This is a genomic window from Agrobacterium sp. P15N1-A, from assembly GCF_044626815.1.
GTDB lineage: Bacteria > Pseudomonadota > Alphaproteobacteria > Rhizobiales > Rhizobiaceae > Agrobacterium > Agrobacterium leguminum.
In genome coordinates this window covers 1,206,586-1,222,969 of record NZ_JBIUPF010000001.1, presented here as the reverse complement: position 1 = coordinate 1,222,969, position 16,384 = coordinate 1,206,586, and the positions used below count along the sequence as shown (strand labels likewise).

Genomic DNA, 16,384 nt, shown 5'->3' with positions numbered 1-16,384 from the left:
TGTTCACGAAGCTCCCGCATTCAGCCGGCCCAATCGGCCGGTTTGAGGGAACCCCATGTGGCGTCACCGGATCGACCGCTCCTCTCGCTCCCCGGTGACGAATGATAGACGCGTAATCCCTCGACGTCCATCTCGTCGGCGAAACCTATTTAACTCTAACGTAAACGTCAATATTGCTGCCGCACATCTCGCCAACTCGTGAAGGCAAAAGCATTTTTCCCGGCTTTTTTGACTTTAATCCTGATTTGAGCGATCAACATAATTCGCAAAGCAGGGCAGGATTGGAAATGGCAGGCAGGGCAGCGCTTGAACTGAAATCGGTCGGGAAGAGATTCGGCGATACGGAAGTGCTGTCCGATATCGATCTTTCCGTCGAACGCGGCGAAATCATTTGTCTGGTGGGACGCTCCGGCTGTGGAAAATCGACCCTGCTGCGCATCGTCGCGGGCGTCGAGACACCGGACCATGGCAGCGTTTCCCTGAACGGCGCTGTCGTTGCCGGTCCCGCTGTTTTCGTCGAGCCGGAAAAGCGCAATATCGGTTTTGTCTTTCAGGATTATGCACTGTTTCCGCATCTGACCGTCGAGCAGAATGTCATGTTCGGTCTTCGGTCTTTGCCGAAGGTGGAAGCCCGCCGCCGCGCCGCAGAGATGATCGAACATGTTCACCTGCAGGAATTGGCGAAACGTTATCCGCATACGCTTTCGGGCGGCGAGCAGCAGCGTGTGGCGCTTGCCCGCGCACTTGCCCCACAGCCCGGCCTGCTTCTGATGGACGAGCCCTTTTCCAATCTGGACAGGGGATTGCGCGACAGCGTGCGTGAGGAAACGCTCGGCCTGTTGCGGCAACTGGGCACGACAGCGATCATGGTTACCCATGATCCGGAAGAGGCGCTTTCCGCAGGCGACCGTGTGGTTCTGATGCAGCGCGGGCGCATCGTGCAGAGCGGCACGGGTTACGAAATCCACGATCATCCCAAAACCCGTTATGCCGCCGATTTTTTCTGCGCCTTCAACAAGATCGAAGGCCGGGTGAGACAGGGCCGCGTCGAAACGCCGCTCGGGCTTCTGGGCGATGCGTCCGATCTGCCTGACGGCCTCGCCGCCGTCGCCTATGTTCGCCCAAATGCGATTTCGATCATCGAGGACGGCGCCGCGAAAGAAGGAATTGCCGGCGAAATATCGAGCCGTGTCTTCCTCGGGGAGATCGAGCAGCTTGGCATAGCCGTACCCGGATTGTCGGCCGATCTGCGTGTCAGGACGATGCAGCGCACACCCGCCCGGACGACGGCCGTGCGCTTCGGTATCGATCCCAAGGGAGTGCTGATATTTACTGCAAGTTGAGTGAGCGGATTTGCATGTTTATTTCCGCTCCATTTTTCAACTCTTGGTGATCGAATCCGCCTGAAAAACAGAGAAATAAAACTTGATTTGGGTCATCATGTATGATGTCTGCTCCCTCTATATGCCGCTATCGGAGAGGGAGACTAAACATGACGAAATTTACCAGATTTGCCCTGCTTGCCAGCACGGTTGCCTTTGCGGCCGGAACGGCCGGCGCCGCGGAGCTCAACATCTACACCACCCGCGAACCGGGCCTGATCCAGCCGCTGCTGGACTCCTTCACCGCCTCGAGCGGCGTCAAGGTCAACACCGTGTTTCTGAAGGACGGTCTTGCCGAGCGCGTTCTGAGCGAGGGCGCAAGCTCGCCTGCCGACGTTCTGATGACGGTGGATGCCGGCAACCTCGTCGATCTCGCTGAAAAGGGCGTCACCCAGGCGGTCGAATCCGAAACCCTGACCAAGGCTATCCCGGCTGAACTTCGCGACGCCAAGGGCCATTGGTTCGCGCTCTCCATGCGCGCCCGCGTTCTTTATGCGGCGAAGGATGTCGATCTCGCTTCCTTCAACTATGAAGATCTGGCGGATGCGAAGTGGAAGGGCAAGGTCTGCATTCGCGCCGGCCAGCATCCCTATAACACGGCGCTCTTTGCCGACTACATCGCCCATTACGGCGCTGCGGACACCGAGAAGTGGCTTGCCGGCGTCAAGGAAAACCTGGCCCGCAAGGCAGGCGGCGGCGACCGCGATGTCGCCAAGGACATCCTCGGCGGCATTTGCGATATCGGCATCGCCAACTCCTATTATGTCGGCCTGATGCGCTCGGGCAAGGGCGGCGAGGAGCAGGTGAAGTGGGGCGACGCCATCAAGGTGGTTCTGCCGACCTTCAAGAATGGCGGCACGCAGGTCAATATCAGCGGCGCGGCTGTGGCCAAGAACGCTCCGAACAAGGCGGAAGCCGTCAAGCTGCTGGAATATCTCGTCTCCGACGAAGCCCAGAAGATCTATGCTGAAGCCAACTACGAATATCCGGTCAAGCAGGGTGCTGCTCTCAACGAGATCATCGCTTCTTTCGGCACGCTGAAGATCGATAACAAGCCGCTGACGGAAATCGTCTCGCATCGCAAGCAGGCGAGCGAGCTGGTCGACAAGGTCGGTTTCGACAAGTAAAGGCCAATCAGCGATAACATGGTGGAAGGCGTTCGCATCCGCGGGCGCCTTTCCGCGTATTTTCCAGAAGCACATGAATCCAGACGCCATCCAGCCATTGACACCTCGTGCCCGAGCCAGGTTTTCATCCTCCTTCTGGTGGCTGTGCCTCTCCGTGCTGGCGGTCTGTGGCGCCATGGTGCCGGTTCTGGCGCTTGTATCGCAGGCCTTGCAGGGTTCTGAAGGCCTGTGGGCGCATCTAGGCTCGACCGTGCTCTGGACGGCGCTTCCGGATACGGCGATCCTTCTCGCCGGGGTCGGGCTACTGGCCGGTGTCGTCGGAACCTATGCCGCCTGGCTGGTCACCGCCTATGATTTTCCCGGCCGCAAAATATTGGAATGGGCGCTGCTGCTGCCGCTGGCCATGCCTACCTATATCGTCGCTTACGCCTATCTGGATATTCTGCATCCCATCGGACCGGTGCAGGGCGCGATCCGCTGGCTGCTCGGTTATTCCAGCCCGCGCGAATTTCGTCTGCCGGACATAAGGTCCATGACGGGCTGCATCGTCCTTCTCGGCTTCGTGCTGTTTCCCTATGTCTATATTCCCGTGCGCGCCATGTTCCTGACGCAGGCGGGCAACCTGCTGGAAGCGGCACGCACGCTTGGCGTTTCCAGACGCGCGGCATTCTTCAAGGTGGCGGTGCCGCTGGCGCGCCCGGCGATTGCGGTCGGCATCAGCCTTGCCCTGATGGAAGCGCTGAATGATATAGGCGCATCGGAATTCCTCGGCGTCCGCACGCTCACCGTTTCCGTCTACACCACCTGGGTCACGAAATCCGACCTGCCGGGTGCGGCGCAGATTGCGCTCTCCATGCTGTTCATCGTTGTCGCTCTCGTGGCGCTCGAGCGCTGGGCGCGACGCAAGCAGCGTTATGCCGTTTCGGCGCAGAAAAGCAGGGAACTGGAGCCGCTACGGCTTAACGGCCTGAAGGGCTGGTTCGCCTTCGTGCTCGGCGGTTTGCCGGTCCTGATCGGCTTTGTGGTGCCGGCCAGCTATCTCGTCATCGAGGCATGGAAACGGTTCCGTTTCAGCGGCCTCTCCGCCCGTTTTGCCGATGAGGCTCTGAACACGATCGTCTTTGCCGGGCTGGCGACGGTTATCACCCTTATCCTCGGCCTTGCGGTTGCTTACGCCATGCGCCTTGCACCGGGACGTCTATCGCTCTGGTCCTACCGGCTTTCGACGGTCGGTTATGCGGCCCCCGGCACGGTCATCGCCATCGGCGTGCTGATCGCGCTTGGCGGCTTCGACCGGTTTGTCGACCAGACCATGCGTGACTGGTTCGGCATCTCTACCGGCCTCATTTTCATCGGCAGCGGCGCGGCGCTGATCTATGCCTATTCGGCGCGTTTCCTCACCATTGCGGCGGGCGGTGTGGATGCCGGCCTCAGCCGCATACCGCAATCCTTCGATCACGCTTCGCGAACGCTCGGGCGATCCGCGACGCAGACATTCCGCCAGATTCATCTGCCGCTTTCCAGGGCGTCGCTTGCGGCAGCGGCGCTGCTGATCTTCGTCGATTGCGTCAAGGAGCTTCCCGCCACGCTTTTGTTGAGGCCGCTGAATTTCGAAACCTTCGCTACCCATCTTTATGGCGAAGCGGCGCGCGGCACCTATGAGGAAGCGGCAATCGCAGCGCTGGCAATCGTCGTCATCGGCATGCTTCCGGTCATGCAGCTTGCAAGGATCGGCCGGCGCAAGGGCTGATATCGGAGCCCTGTCCGATAAATGACGGGCGTAAAACTGTGCGAGAGGCCAATAAGCTTCAAATCCCGCCAGAAAACGACAAGCATCCTGCCTTAATCCTGATGTAAATACTCAGCTTAATTGAGGTGCCGCGGCCTGTCGGATATGGACATCGGCCGCGATCTGTTTCGGGGCATATCTTGAAAAATTTGCATGGGATGTTTTTGAGCCGTCTGGCTTTGGGCACGGCCGCCGTTGTTTTGCTGGCGCCAGCGATGGGCCACGCGCAAGGCACGACCGTTCTGCAGCAGATTACCGTTGAAGGGCAGGGTGTGGAAAACACCACAGGTCCGGTCCGGGGTTATGTTGCGAAGAAGAGCGCGACGGGTTCGAAAACCGAGACGGAAACCAGGGATATTCCGCAATCCGTGTCGGTCGTCGGCCGCCAGGAAATGGATGACCGCGGCGCAGTGACGAAAATCGACGAGGTGCTGCGTTACACCCCCGGTGTGACGGCGGAGCCCTTCGGCACGGACCCGGATACGGACTGGATTTATATTCGCGGTTTTCAGGCCACCCAGACCGGCGTGTTTCTGGATGGTCTGAACCTGTTCAGCTACGGTTTCGGCGGTTTCCAGATGGATGCCTACGGTCTGGAGCGTGTGGAAATTCTGAAAGGTCCGGCCTCGGTGCTTTATGGCGGCGCCAATCCCGGCGGTATCGTGCAGATGGTCCGCAAGCGCACGCAGGATGAGCCGGTGCGCGAAACGGAAATCGGCATCAATAATTTCGGCAATGCCTTCTTCGGTTTCGATCTCGGCGACAAGGTGGATGGTGAAGGGGTGTGGAAATACCGCGTCACCGGCAAGGTCTCCGGCGGCGACAATTACACCGATTATTCCGAGGATTTACGCGGCTTCATCATGCCGCAGATCACCTTCGAGCCGGACGCGCAGACAAGCGCGACGCTCTACGGCTATTTCTCGGCGCTCGATCAGGTTCATATCGGCAACGGCTTCCTGCCTTATGTCGGCACAGTGGTAGACGCGCCCTTCGGCAAGCTCGACCGCAAGGCGTTTTATGGCGAGCCGGATATCGACAATGGCCGCGTCTACCAGTCCATGGTGGGTTACGAGGTCAGTCATGAATTCGACAATGGCTGGAAGATCAGCCAGAACGCCCGTTATGGCCACCTCTACAAGCACGAGACCGGCCCCTATGCCGGCGGTTGGGCCAATACAGATGCAAACGGCCAGCCGATCCTCGATGCCACCACCAACGACTATATGCTGACCCGCTTCGGTTACGATGGCGTGTCGAAAGTCGACAGTTTCGGCGTCGATAACCGGGTCGAAGGCCAGTTCGATACCGGCGCGGTCAATCACTCGCTGCTCTTCGGTCTCGACTATAAATATTACCGGCTGGACCAGGTGCAGGCCTGCTGCGGATCGAATGCAATCGGTGCGCTCAACCCGGTCTATGGCTCGACGCAGGGAACGAATTTCGTTTATGCCGACAATATCGTGACCCAGCAGCAGATCGGCATCTACGCGCAGGACCAACTGCGTTTCGGTGATGGCTGGCTGGTCACGCTGAATGGCCGTTACGACTATGTGGATACGGAACTGAACAATAGGCTCCCTGCCGGCCTCTCCCGCCGCTCGAATGACGATGCGCTGAGCGGCCGCGCCGGTCTCGCCTATGAATTCGACAATGGGCTGACACCCTATGTATCGGCGGCCACTTTCTTCAATCCGCTCATCGATACGCTTGCGGATGGCACTCCCGCTTCGCCGGAAGAGGGACACCAGTTCGAGGCCGGCATCAAATATGAGCCGACCCTCTTCGACGGCAGCATCACGGCCTCCGTCTTCAAGCTGGTCAAGGACAATGCCATCGTTTCCTATACGGCCGGTGGTGTGACCACGAGCGGTCAGTTCGGGCAGGTGGAATCCACCGGCTTCGAGCTGGAGGCCAAGGCCAATCTCACCGACAACTGGAAGGCGCTCGCCTCCTATTCCTATACGGATCTCGAGATTACCCGCGATGCCAATCCTAACCTTATCGGGAAATCGCCATGGATCGTGCCCGCCCACACCGCCTCGCTGTGGCTGGACTATGCCTTCACCACAGACGCGCTGGAAGGCCTGAGCCTCGGCGGCGGCGTACGGTATCAGGGCAAATCCTGGGCGGATGAGGCAAATACGCTGCGCGTTCCGGATGCCGCCGTCTTCGACGCCGCAATCCGCTACGAGAAGAACGACTGGACCGCATCGATCAACGTCGCCAATGTCTTCGACAAGGAATATGTGAAGAGCTGCGCCGGCGTCTCCGTCTGCGGCTGGGGCGATAGCCGCACCATCACCTTCAAGCTTTCCAAGAAGTGGTGAGGCCTGGCCGAAGGCTGGCGGTTGCGGGGAAAGCAGTTTGCCACTATAAACATGAATAGATTTATCATGTTTATAGTGGCGCCATGGCGCCCTGCGGGATCGAGAGGCCATGGCTTTCCGCGTGCGGATGGAAAATGAGATTGAGGGCTTTGCCGTCATCGGCGGCCCGCGCTCGCGTGTGTGGAACGGCATCGTCGCCGATCTCTGGGATGTGCGTTGCGCCCCGAAGGCGGGCGGCCGTTATGTCGGCAAGGATCCGCGCTTTGTTTTCCTGCTGGATATGGACGGGACGGATGACGGCCGGTTCATGATGAACCGTTGCCGTCGCGATAATTACGGCTCGTCCAAGGCGAACCGTATTTCCTTCGTGCCCGCCGATCTGGATGTGCATGCCGAACTGAGCAACGTCTCCTTCGTGCGCCATCTCGATCTGCATTTCGATGCGGGATTGCTGGGTGCCCGCCTGGTGCAGGGCTTCGACCCGCACAGCCTGCTCGATCCGCATCTGATGTTCGAGGATGAGCGCCTGCTGGCGCTGGCGCGACTGATTGCCGCCGAATGCGATAATCCCGATCCGCTGCATGACCTTTATGGCGAAAGCCTCGTGCTGGCGCTATTGACGGATTTCCTGAAAGTGAAGCGGGAGCCGGTCAAAAAACGCAGCAAGCTCGCCGCCTGGCAGTTGAGGGCGGCCACGGATTACATTCGCGAACATTGCCTGCGGTCGATCCGGCTGGAGGAACTTGCGGAACTCACCAACCTGTCGCAATCGCATTTCAGCCATGCCTTCAAGGCCTCAACCGGCGTGCCGCCGCACCAATGGCAGATGCAGGCGCGCATCGATCGCGTCAAGGAACTGATGATGCGGACCGACATGGCGCTGACCGACATCGCCATTGCCGCCGGTTTTTCGGATCAGGCGCATTTCTCCCGCGTCTTTCGCAAGATGGTCGGTGTTTCTCCCTCTGTCTGGCAGAAAATCCGCCAATAAAGGCGCCTTTTCGTTCCATTCTGCTTCAAAAAAATTCCCGCCGCGGCGCCTGAAACGCCGCGGAACGAATTGTCCGTCGAGGGGTTTACCAGACGTGACACAAACGAGGAAAATCAAGGAGGAAAGGCACATGATGCATCAGGAACCCCGCGCCGGACAGGACCCATATGTCAAGGATACGCCGAGCCTGATCGCCAGCGACAAGGTGGAAGGCACCCGTGTTTACGGCGCCGACAGCAAGCATATCGGCTCGATCCAGCGCATCATCCTGGAAAAGCGCGGCGGGCGCGTGGCCTATGCGGTGTTGAGCTTTGGCGGCTTCCTCGGCATCGGTGACGACTATTATCCGCTGCCTTGGGAAAAGCTGCACTACGACGAAGAACTCGACGGCTACCGCATCGATCTCACCAAGGAAGAGATCGAAAACGCGCCGCACTTCGCCAATCTGGATGATGACGACCTGCTGAACGCCAAGGACCGCAAGGTCTATGATTATTACGGCGTCGCACCCTATTGGATGTAAGGCCCAGGAAAAAAGCGCTTCCGGCTGTTTGATCACCGAAAGCGTGGCAAATAAAAGAACGGCTCCTTTTCAGGAGCCGTTTTCTTTTGGGGGCGTCAATGCGGGTTTTTCTGCATCTCGGAAACCGCGTCTGTGAAGCACTTTCGTGCTTCCTCGGGCGATTTACGTCCGTCAAGGGCGGCGCGGCAGGCGCTTCTCGCTCTCACGAAGCTCAATCCGCCAATTTTGGGCCAGCCTTCGGTCAATAATGTCAAAGCTTCGAAGGGGCCGGCGATGACACTCTTGCCATTCGCCTCGAGATTGACCTCGACAGGTTCTGTCCATCTCTCGTTCTTCATCGTGCACCTCCCAGAGCAACGCGATCCCGAAATACACCCGACAGCGAAGCAACCCATGAACGCAGTCGTGTGTCACTGCTGCTTAGGATATGCGCAAGCGATCGAATTGACAACGGGGATCAGCGGAAGCCGAAAAACGACAGGATCGCCAGGACGATGACGACGAGGCCGACGATGTAGATGATCTGATTCATGATTTTCTCCTTGGCTGGTGTCATCACCATAACGTGAGGGAGAAGACGAGGTTCCAGCAGCCAATGAGAATTTAATCACGTACTAAAATGTTGCGGACGCTTCATCGTTGATAAAAGGCGAATGTCACCTGCGCAGGATCACCCAGATGGCGTGGATGATGCCGGGAACATAACCGCACAGCGTCAGGAGAATATTCAGCCAGAAATGCAGGCCGAGTCCGACCTGAAGAAACACACCGACGGGCGGGAGAATGATGGCGATCAGAATACGAATGACGTCCACGGTGAGAGCTTTCAAGTTAACCAAAACTAGACAATCAACGTGAGTGGAGCCCGGTTGGTTTCAGCGTGACGACGAATACCTTCCTTCCATCGGTGTAGCCGGCAGCCGGAAGCCGCCAATTCTGATGAACCCACTCCCGTATGACGCATCAGGTCAGAGCGACCGGTCATTCAGCCCTCGTTCAGGCCTGCCGCATCACTCTTCCTAACGGAACCGAGGACACGGACAGACGTTGAGGTCCGTTATTGGGAGATGAGTTAATGAAGATTCTAACCGCAGCAATCTGCCTCTTGTCGGTCGGCATCCTGAGCGGATGCGTTGACGATGGCGGTTACCGCACGGGCGGATATTATTCGTCCGGCGTCTATTATCGGGCTTATGATCGAGACAGATATTACCGCGACTATGACCGCCGGAACTGGCGGCAACACAGAGAGTGGCGGGATCGCAGGGACTCGCGCGGTGACTATCGCCACCGCCCGCGCCCACCGTATTACGGTCAGTACGGCGTGATTGTTCGTTAATCGCGGCGCTTTTATCTCGCCGGTCTGCACGGCCGGCCATATGACTCGGGCTGGTCCTGACAGCGCGTGTCTATTCAGATAATAGTCTGGGAGAAAAATGGTGCCGCTTACGGGCATTGAACTGCAATGTCATCGATTATCGTTGATGATCATCGGTTATCAAATACCCCGGTAATCAGCCTTTATTCTTGTTTCGTTCACCATCATGCATTATCAATCGTTATCACCGATCCTCAAAACAAAAGGTGGATTGGAAGGTGGATTGATAAATGGTGCGCTCCCTCAACAAATTGTCTGCCGCTTCGGTGAAGCACTCCCAAGCCGGGAAGTATTCCGATGGCGGAGGCCTATGGCTTTTCAAGCGTGAGGATGGCGGCGGGCAATGGGTGCTCAGGATCACGGTCCATGGCCGCCGCCGTGAAATGGGCTTGGGTGCGATATCTGACGTTTCATTGAAAGAGGCGAGGGAAGAGGCGGAACGCTGGCGGGCTGTTGTTCGCGCTGGTCGAGACCCTATCAAAGAACGGGAACGCTCGAAGCGGGAATCGGCCAAACGCCTCCATTTGCTCAAAGACATTGCGGAAGATGCCTATGAGAGCCGCAAGGCCGAACTCAAGGGCGACGGCAAGGCTGGCCGATGGTATAGCCCGCTTGAACTGCACGTCATTCCGAAGCTCGGCAAGGTGCCGGTCGCTGAGGTGGATCAAACCATGATCCGCGACACGCTTTCCCCTATATGGCATTCCAAGGCAGAGACGGCTCGTAAGGCTCTCAACCGCCTCGCCATATGCTTTCGTCATGCCGCTGCCTTGGGATTGGATGTTGATATTCAGGCAACAGACAAGGCGAGAGCCCTGCTAGGGCAACAGCGACATGAAGCAACCAACATCCCGGCCATGCCGTGGGCTGAGGTGCCGGCGTTCTATCAAGGCCTGTCCGAAGGCTCGATAACTCATCTCGCACTTCGCCTGCTGATCCTTACCGGTGTTCGATCCCGGCCGTTGCGCTTCCTTCATATCGACCAGATCGACGGGGACGTGTGGACGATCCCCGGCGAAGACATGAAAGGGCGAAAGGGCAAGACGCCAGATTTCCGCGTGCCTCTTACTCCTGAAGCGCTCGAAATCATCAATGCCGCCATGCCGATATCTCGGGATGGCTTCCTGTTTCCCAGCATCAAGAAGGGCGTGATTTCCGACGCTACGATGTCGAGGCACATGGAGCGCGCGGAGATGCCCTATCGCCCACACGGTTTCCGCTCGTCGCTTCGAGACTGGATCGCAGAGGCAACGGACACGCCGCATGATGTGGCTGAAACGACGCTGGGCCATATCGTCGGCGGCAAGGTTGAGCGCGCATATCGACGGACTGACTTTCTGGAACAACGGCGCAAGCTTTTGCAGCGCTGGGCGAAACACGTCACCGGGCGGAATGGCCAGGTGCTTCAACTGGTAAAAGGTGTGTGATGATTTGCGTTGAAGGCTACGAGCCGATCAATGTTTTTTGGAGGGCCGCAAAGAGCGTTTTTTCCACGCCCGTCCGCGAAGAAAGATGGAAACGAATTGAGGATGCCCAGAAAAAAGAGGAACCTCGCCCGCAGTTTCCGTTTGCAGACTGGAATTGCGAAATAGCGGCGCAGCTTGCGGTTTACGAGCTATTTTCCGCAAAGTATCACGATGCTGGAAAAAAGCCCAAGGTACTACGGCCGGACGGCGTATTGATGGATATCTCGGTTGCCGCCCTCGATCCTCGCATCACCTTCAGCCACGATTTTGAACTAGCGCTTGTAGCCAAGTATGGTCAGAGACTTGATGGAACCCAGAATGTTGATGCATTTCTGGAAGCGTTGACGAATGACTATTGGGTCGAATTGTTCTTGGCCTCACAATGTTTCATTCCCCGGAAGCTATCGTTTCAAAATTTCCACAGGACAGCACCTATCGTGAACTGGAAAACGAGCACACTGGACCTTGGCTCGATCAGGTGCTTTGAGGAAGGGTTCAGGGGGCTAAGAGACAGCGTCAGGCTGCTTTCGATGGCCGGCATAGAGCGCATCGTAGATCGAAGAACCCTGAGCCAACTGGAATCAGATGTTGTTGACCTGTCGGCATTGAGGCCGCTTATGCCATTTGATGGCTGTACCATCATGGCTCCGTCCGAGTGGCTTAAGGAGCTTACCTCAAGGCCCAGAGAGGCCCCCTTAAGAAGCGTCAAGGACAGCCCGGTTAATGCGATTCTGAGGATCGCAAGGGACACACCCGGCATTACTAAGCGGGAAATCAAATCCTTGGTGTGCGCTGAATACGAAATTTCTGATCGGCAGTGCGAAAAGGCGTGGTCAGACGCGGTTAAGAAAAACAGTGCTTTATCCTCTCCCGGTCCACGAAAGAGGAATTCATAGCGCCTATTCGAATAGGTTTTTTAAATCGTGCAGACTATTTGTTCCTGATCCGTTCATGAACAATCACCTCATATCAACCGATATCGAGGCGATGAAATGAGGATCACACAGACTGAAACAGGATCGGCCGACACCTTGCTTCGTGACAAGGAAGTGGCCGCCCAGCTGCGCGTCAGCGTGCCGACTGTATGGCGGCGCGTTAAAGACGGCACTATTCCCCGACCATTGAAGATTGGCTCGCTGTCTCGCTGGCAGCAGTCGGACATCAGCGCCGTAATCGAAGCGGCAAAGGCCCAGAGGGCTGCCTGATGTCCCTCATCAGTAACCCGGCGGCGCTTGCACACGCCCACCGGGTCGAACGTCTCAATTCTCTGGATCGGAACGCCTTGAAGATAGTGGCCTTGAGCGCTGCTGTCCAGTGTGTCGGCTGCCCGATCCGCGAAAGCGAAAGGCACGTCGATGACGGTAAAGCTCTCAATCCGATTTGGTGAAGAAAACCGCGTCCTGCATCTGCGCGGACGTGAAGCGTGGGCGATGCGCAAACTGCTGGAAGCCGGCGAGACTGGATGCACGCCATTCAATGCACCTGGCCCCAGATGGTCACACTACGTCCATCGGCTGCGCGGCTATGGTTTGCTGGTCGAGACGATCCACGAACCGCACGGCGGCCCATTCCCCGGCCATCATGCCCGGTATGTCCTGCGCATCAATGTCGAGGTGATCGAGCAGGGAGAAGCGGCATGAGGAGCAGCGAACGCATAGACGCGGCAACTGAGGCTTTCAAGGCTCTGGATTTCGAGCATGCCACAGTGGCGAGCCTGAACGAAATCAAAGACCGCTTCTGCCTGACCGAGCCTCAGTTTCAGGAAGCAGCCATGTCCGCGATTTCCGAGCGGGTGAAGGCGTCTGAACTCAAGCAGATCGAACTGGATGCCCGAAGGGTCGAACTGGTCAGCAAGGCGAAGGTTAAGGGCGCGCGGCAGGCCGAGGTAGAAATCCTGCAGTCACCGCTGCCGTGGTCGCGAGAGAAGCTTGTGGCGATGGTTGACCTTGTGGTGGACTGGTTTCTCTCTGAAATCTCCCGCGACGATGACGACGAATTCACAATGGATCTCGTCTGCGAAATGACGAATGGCGCAAGGGTCGGCTTCATCGAGCGCGTAGTGGAACTGTCGGCAACCTCTTTCCCAGAGGTGCACGCATGAACAAACCCACAGAACGTAAGGAAGTTGACGAGGCGGTGACAGCTGCGTCCCGGTGGATTGCAGGGCAGGAGCCTCGGCAAGATGTCATCCGGGAAGTGAAAACCCGCTTCGGGCTTACCGCCGTGCAGGCATCGCAGGCTTGCGCGCTGGCGGTTCGGTATCGGGCAGGGGGTGCGCATTGAAAACGCTCGCCCAGATCAACAACGTCTTGGATTTCTGCCCGCCTCGCCGTAGGGAGCTCATCCCCGGTTTCCTGCCGGTCGGCGTGAATGTCCTTTGCGGTGAACATGGCTCAGGTCTGAGCCATGCTGCCTGCTCCCTTTCGCGCATCGTAGCGACCAGCGGCGACGAAGGCGGGGTACTGTACATCACGGATAACGCCTATCGTCTCGTCGGCCCTATGGTCGAGTTTGAGCCCGACAGTGAGATCCTTTCAATTGGAAGCACCGAAGTGGGTGCCGGCGTATCAGCGAACGATGTAATCGGCATCATTGCGTCGGATGCGATAGAGTTCAAATCGGTCTTTGGAAAGCCTCCTGCACTGATCGTCATCGACAGCCTTTCAAGCTGCTTCGGTGAAGGGATCGAGCACGATGTTCAGCGCTCTTATGCGGTGGCGAACAAGCTCGAAGCAATCTCTCAAACCCATCGCTGCGCAATGCTTATGCTGTCTGAAGTCCCAGATGGCGGCGTGCTGCTCGACCGCGCCGACGGCGTGATTAGGCTCACCGATCGGGAAATGGCGAATGTGAAACTCCGGAACGGCGTAAGCGGCAAAACCTTGTCTAATTGGAGCGCCGCGAATTGAAAAAGAAGCCCAATTGGAAAACCACTTTTCAGGCTGGGATGTTTGCCTGCGCCGAGCTTCGCAAGCGCAAAATCCATCGTGACCTGTTGTCCTACATCACCTTCAAGGCCGACCAGGCAATGAGGGTGTGCTGGTCCAGCCAAGCTGAGATAGCCGATGTTCTGGATTGCTCTGTGCGAAACGTTCATGGCTTGCTGACGTACCTCGAAAGGATTGGAGCAATCTATCCGGCCCCTTTCGCTCATCTTCCGAAAGGGCACCAAGCTCGCATTCGGAGCCTAACGCCCAATAAAGCCACCGCCAACGCGAAGGTTTATTACCTATCGGAAAAGTGGGCGCTGGATGAACTCGCCAGCGGTGAAGTAGCGAACAGGCACACAACGGGCCTACCAATATCGGAACAAGACCGGGAGCGTGGAAGAATAAAGGCTAATGAACGCCGACGCCGTTACGCTCCTTTCGATTCCAAAGATTCTCGCGATGTCGCGACAGATCCGGCTCTCGAAGAATGGCTTTTCATGAACGCAATTCCGTCGTGGACCGGAAGTCCCACTTCCACACCAGATATGGGGTGGACCGGAAGTCCCACTACAGACATGTCTATGGATAACACAACGGACCCAACCACAGGCGTTCATAACCGAAATGGTGAACCCCTCCCTTCCAAAGCCCAAATAACTCAGGTTACGAATTCATCGCTGACATCGAGCCAGACTCTTCCATCTCCGTCTGAGTATGACGCTGCGCGCGCGCGAGGGGAGCGCCACGGCCATGCCAATACGAACGACGGCGATAAAACCGTGACGCTCTCGATGACGAAACCGTTTCCCAAACCAAAGACCATCGATGAAGGCCGGTCTTTTCTCGTCAGCCGTGGATGCCCAACTGCCGAACTGAAGCGATGCCTCGAAAGGTTGATGGACGGAGACCTCACGCCATTTGACATCGAGGACTGGGATTTGAGCCAGAGGGTACGCGCATGACGCAACTGAGTTTGTTCGAATGGGCGGATGCGAAGCCAAGCAACGTTATCAATCTTGTCCCGGCCTTGATCGACAAGGCGGTCATGGAAACTATCTACAACGTACCGCGTCCCAAAGGCGGGTATGTCATCCCTATGAAGCGGAAGGTGGCATGACAAAGCTGAAGCTCCCCGAGCCACCGCCGTTCAAGCTGATCGTGTTCCCGCTGCCGGCGCAGATTGGCAGGGTGCGGCACGTCGCTGATAAATACCTCGATCAGCCCAATCAGGAAGCTCGAGCTCGGTATTGGCGCGTCATCGTGGACAATCTCCGCAAACGGCTGACCAAACACGGATGCACTGACGCCGAGATATCCGGGCATGTGCTTGCCTTCCGCGAGGCCGTGCAGAAGGAAATCAACCGGCGGGCAAAAAAGAGACGGCAAATTGAAAACCCGACTGATCCGAAGGGGGCGGCGTGATGGAAAACATTGAAATTGAAATCGCTCGTTTCGAGGCCACCGCCGCGCCAGTGTTTGCAGCCATGGACAAAGCTGGAAGGCAACTCGCGGAGCGTGTGGTTCTGGAATACTCGTTTCCGTGGTCGCTCGATGAGGTGAAGTTCATGGTTGAGTGCGCGTTCAAGGAATGCGCTGAAATCATCGCTCCATATGGATCGGAAGTATCAGAGATAGCCGGTGCCGCCTTTGCAGAAGCGTTCTTCACCCGCTCGGTTGAACTCGCGGAGGCGATGGGCGCCAGCCAGGGCAACGCCTGACATGAAGCCGGTGCCCATCCTCCCCGAAGAAATCATCAGCACGAAGGAAGCGGCGCACCTTGCCCAGCAGCCGGAGCGAACTATTCGTCGCTGGGCGAGGCAATACGGTATCGGCCGGCAGCCCGAGCGGCATTCCCCGTTGCAGGTGTCTGTTCTCGCGCTGGAGATGCGCCTATGCGGCGACGACGCTGCCCTAGACCTTCTCCGAAGCAATCGCCGGGATGATCCTGCAGTACGGTTCTACAGCGACAGGCTGGGCCTGACATAACCTGCCGCACAGTCAGGTTTCCACCATTGGTGTAAAGCTCTCTATCGGATTTTCCGACACTGGCGTTCTGGTGGCCGGGTTTGCATCAAGTGGGAATTTCTCACCTGGTGAAAACCTCCCATCCGCACCAAGCGTACGTATTACGTCCGGGTGGATGCCGGGATTTCCGGCAACCAAACAGTTTTACACCAATGGTGGAAAAGTAAGCGATAGTAAGCAAACGGCCGTCATTCCAGACCAAGTACGCGCGCGATGCTCACTGTCATCCGATGACAGTGACGGACTCTCTGATTCGCATGAACCGTATGTTTAACGTCCGGTTGGAACCCAGAATTTCCGGGTTCGAAAACATGCAAATCTGCACAGTTTACCATATCGGGTAATGCTCGCTGAGCGACCGATGAACGCACGCTCGACGCCCGATGCATGTCGGTGCTGAAACCATTGGGAGTTTTCCACTCGCCGTACAGCACGGCCAGTTT

The 16,384-nt window shown here is 57.4% G+C and carries 20 protein-coding genes; 18 read left to right on the top strand and 2 right to left on the bottom strand.

Annotation, left to right across the window (positions count from 1 at the left end; all coding sequences use genetic code 11):
- Positions 1-287 precede the first annotated feature (287 nt).
- The 6 genes from ACIK7D_RS06175 to ACIK7D_RS06150 all read left to right on the top strand — a co-directional run bounded on the left by ACIK7D_RS06175 (position 288) and on the right by ACIK7D_RS06150 (position 8,142).
- Positions 288-1,343, top strand: a complete 1,056-nt coding sequence (locus ACIK7D_RS06175; RefSeq protein ID WP_400155860.1) for an ABC transporter ATP-binding protein — start codon at positions 288-290, stop codon at positions 1,341-1,343.
- 149 nt (positions 1,344-1,492) lie between these two features.
- On the top strand, positions 1,493-2,509 hold the full coding sequence (locus ACIK7D_RS06170; RefSeq protein WP_003520003.1) for an extracellular solute-binding protein: 1,017 nt from the start codon (positions 1,493-1,495) through the stop codon (positions 2,507-2,509).
- A 73-nt stretch (positions 2,510-2,582) separates the two neighbouring features.
- Positions 2,583-4,259, top strand: a complete 1,677-nt coding sequence (locus tag ACIK7D_RS06165) for an ABC transporter permease (RefSeq protein WP_400155859.1) — start codon at positions 2,583-2,585, stop codon at positions 4,257-4,259.
- Positions 4,260-4,438: 179 nt separating this feature from the next.
- On the top strand, positions 4,439-6,628 hold the full coding sequence (locus ACIK7D_RS06160) for a TonB-dependent siderophore receptor (protein WP_400155858.1): 2,190 nt from the start codon (positions 4,439-4,441) through the stop codon (positions 6,626-6,628).
- Between the two features lie 109 nt (positions 6,629-6,737).
- Positions 6,738-7,619 (top strand): AraC family transcriptional regulator, encoded by an 882-nt coding sequence (locus ACIK7D_RS06155; protein ID WP_020810555.1) that lies wholly within the window; start codon positions 6,738-6,740, stop codon positions 7,617-7,619.
- 130 nt (positions 7,620-7,749) lie between these two features.
- Positions 7,750-8,142, top strand: a complete 393-nt coding sequence (locus ACIK7D_RS06150; RefSeq protein ID WP_400155857.1) for a PRC-barrel domain-containing protein — start codon at positions 7,750-7,752, stop codon at positions 8,140-8,142.
- 95 nt (positions 8,143-8,237) lie between these two features.
- Here the strand turns inward: ACIK7D_RS06150 and ACIK7D_RS06145 are convergent, their stop codons facing one another.
- Positions 8,238-8,480, bottom strand: a complete 243-nt coding sequence (locus ACIK7D_RS06145) for a DUF982 domain-containing protein (RefSeq protein WP_003519998.1) — start codon at positions 8,478-8,480, stop codon at positions 8,238-8,240.
- A gap of 318 nt (positions 8,481-8,798) precedes the next feature.
- Entirely contained in the window at positions 8,799-8,957 is a 159-nt protein-coding gene (locus ACIK7D_RS06140) for a YqaE/Pmp3 family membrane protein (RefSeq protein WP_020811433.1), read from the bottom strand.
- A gap of 260 nt (positions 8,958-9,217) precedes the next feature.
- Between ACIK7D_RS06140 and ACIK7D_RS06135 the strand changes: the two genes are divergently transcribed.
- From ACIK7D_RS06135 to ACIK7D_RS06080, 12 genes are all read left to right on the top strand, one after another.
- Positions 9,218-9,481 carry a hypothetical protein gene (locus ACIK7D_RS06135; protein WP_400155856.1) on the top strand — a complete coding sequence of 88 codons (264 nt, stop codon included), beginning with the start codon at positions 9,218-9,220 and terminating at the stop codon, positions 9,479-9,481.
- 269 nt (positions 9,482-9,750) lie between these two features.
- Positions 9,751-10,947: a tyrosine-type recombinase/integrase gene (locus ACIK7D_RS06130; RefSeq protein ID WP_400155855.1), complete on the top strand. Its 1,197-nt coding sequence runs from the start codon at positions 9,751-9,753 to the stop codon at positions 10,945-10,947.
- On the top strand, positions 10,947-11,882 hold the full coding sequence (locus ACIK7D_RS06125; RefSeq protein ID WP_400155854.1) for a hypothetical protein: 936 nt from the start codon (positions 10,947-10,949) through the stop codon (positions 11,880-11,882). The genes ACIK7D_RS06130 and ACIK7D_RS06125 overlap by 1 nt, the downstream gene beginning before the upstream one ends.
- A gap of 96 nt (positions 11,883-11,978) precedes the next feature.
- Entirely contained in the window at positions 11,979-12,191 is a 213-nt protein-coding gene (locus tag ACIK7D_RS06120; protein ID WP_400155853.1) for a helix-turn-helix transcriptional regulator, read from the top strand.
- Between the two features lie 150 nt (positions 12,192-12,341).
- Positions 12,342-12,626, top strand: a complete 285-nt coding sequence (locus ACIK7D_RS06115) for a hypothetical protein (protein WP_400155852.1) — start codon at positions 12,342-12,344, stop codon at positions 12,624-12,626.
- Entirely contained in the window at positions 12,623-13,087 is a 465-nt protein-coding gene (locus ACIK7D_RS06110) for a hypothetical protein (RefSeq protein ID WP_400155851.1), read from the top strand. Before ACIK7D_RS06115 ends, ACIK7D_RS06110 begins: the two co-directional genes overlap by 4 nt.
- 178 nt (positions 13,088-13,265) lie before the next feature.
- Entirely contained in the window at positions 13,266-13,895 is a 630-nt protein-coding gene (locus ACIK7D_RS06105) for a hypothetical protein (RefSeq protein ID WP_400155850.1), read from the top strand.
- Positions 13,892-14,878, top strand: a complete 987-nt coding sequence (locus ACIK7D_RS06100; protein WP_400155849.1) for a hypothetical protein — start codon at positions 13,892-13,894, stop codon at positions 14,876-14,878. Before ACIK7D_RS06105 ends, ACIK7D_RS06100 begins: the two co-directional genes overlap by 4 nt.
- Positions 14,875-15,033 (top strand): hypothetical protein, encoded by a 159-nt coding sequence (locus tag ACIK7D_RS06095; protein WP_179784090.1) that lies wholly within the window; start codon positions 14,875-14,877, stop codon positions 15,031-15,033. The genes ACIK7D_RS06100 and ACIK7D_RS06095 overlap by 4 nt, the downstream gene beginning before the upstream one ends.
- Entirely contained in the window at positions 15,030-15,338 is a 309-nt protein-coding gene (locus tag ACIK7D_RS06090) for a DUF6074 family protein (protein ID WP_400155848.1), read from the top strand. Before ACIK7D_RS06095 ends, ACIK7D_RS06090 begins: the two co-directional genes overlap by 4 nt.
- Positions 15,338-15,634 carry a hypothetical protein gene (locus ACIK7D_RS06085; protein ID WP_400155847.1) on the top strand — a complete coding sequence of 99 codons (297 nt, stop codon included), beginning with the start codon at positions 15,338-15,340 and terminating at the stop codon, positions 15,632-15,634. Before ACIK7D_RS06090 ends, ACIK7D_RS06085 begins: the two co-directional genes overlap by 1 nt.
- A gap of 1 nt (position 15,635) precedes the next feature.
- A complete protein-coding gene (locus tag ACIK7D_RS06080; RefSeq protein ID WP_400155846.1) occupies positions 15,636-15,902 on the top strand; it encodes a hypothetical protein in 267 nt (88 codons plus the stop codon).
- The last annotated feature ends 482 nt before the right edge of the window (positions 15,903-16,384 follow it).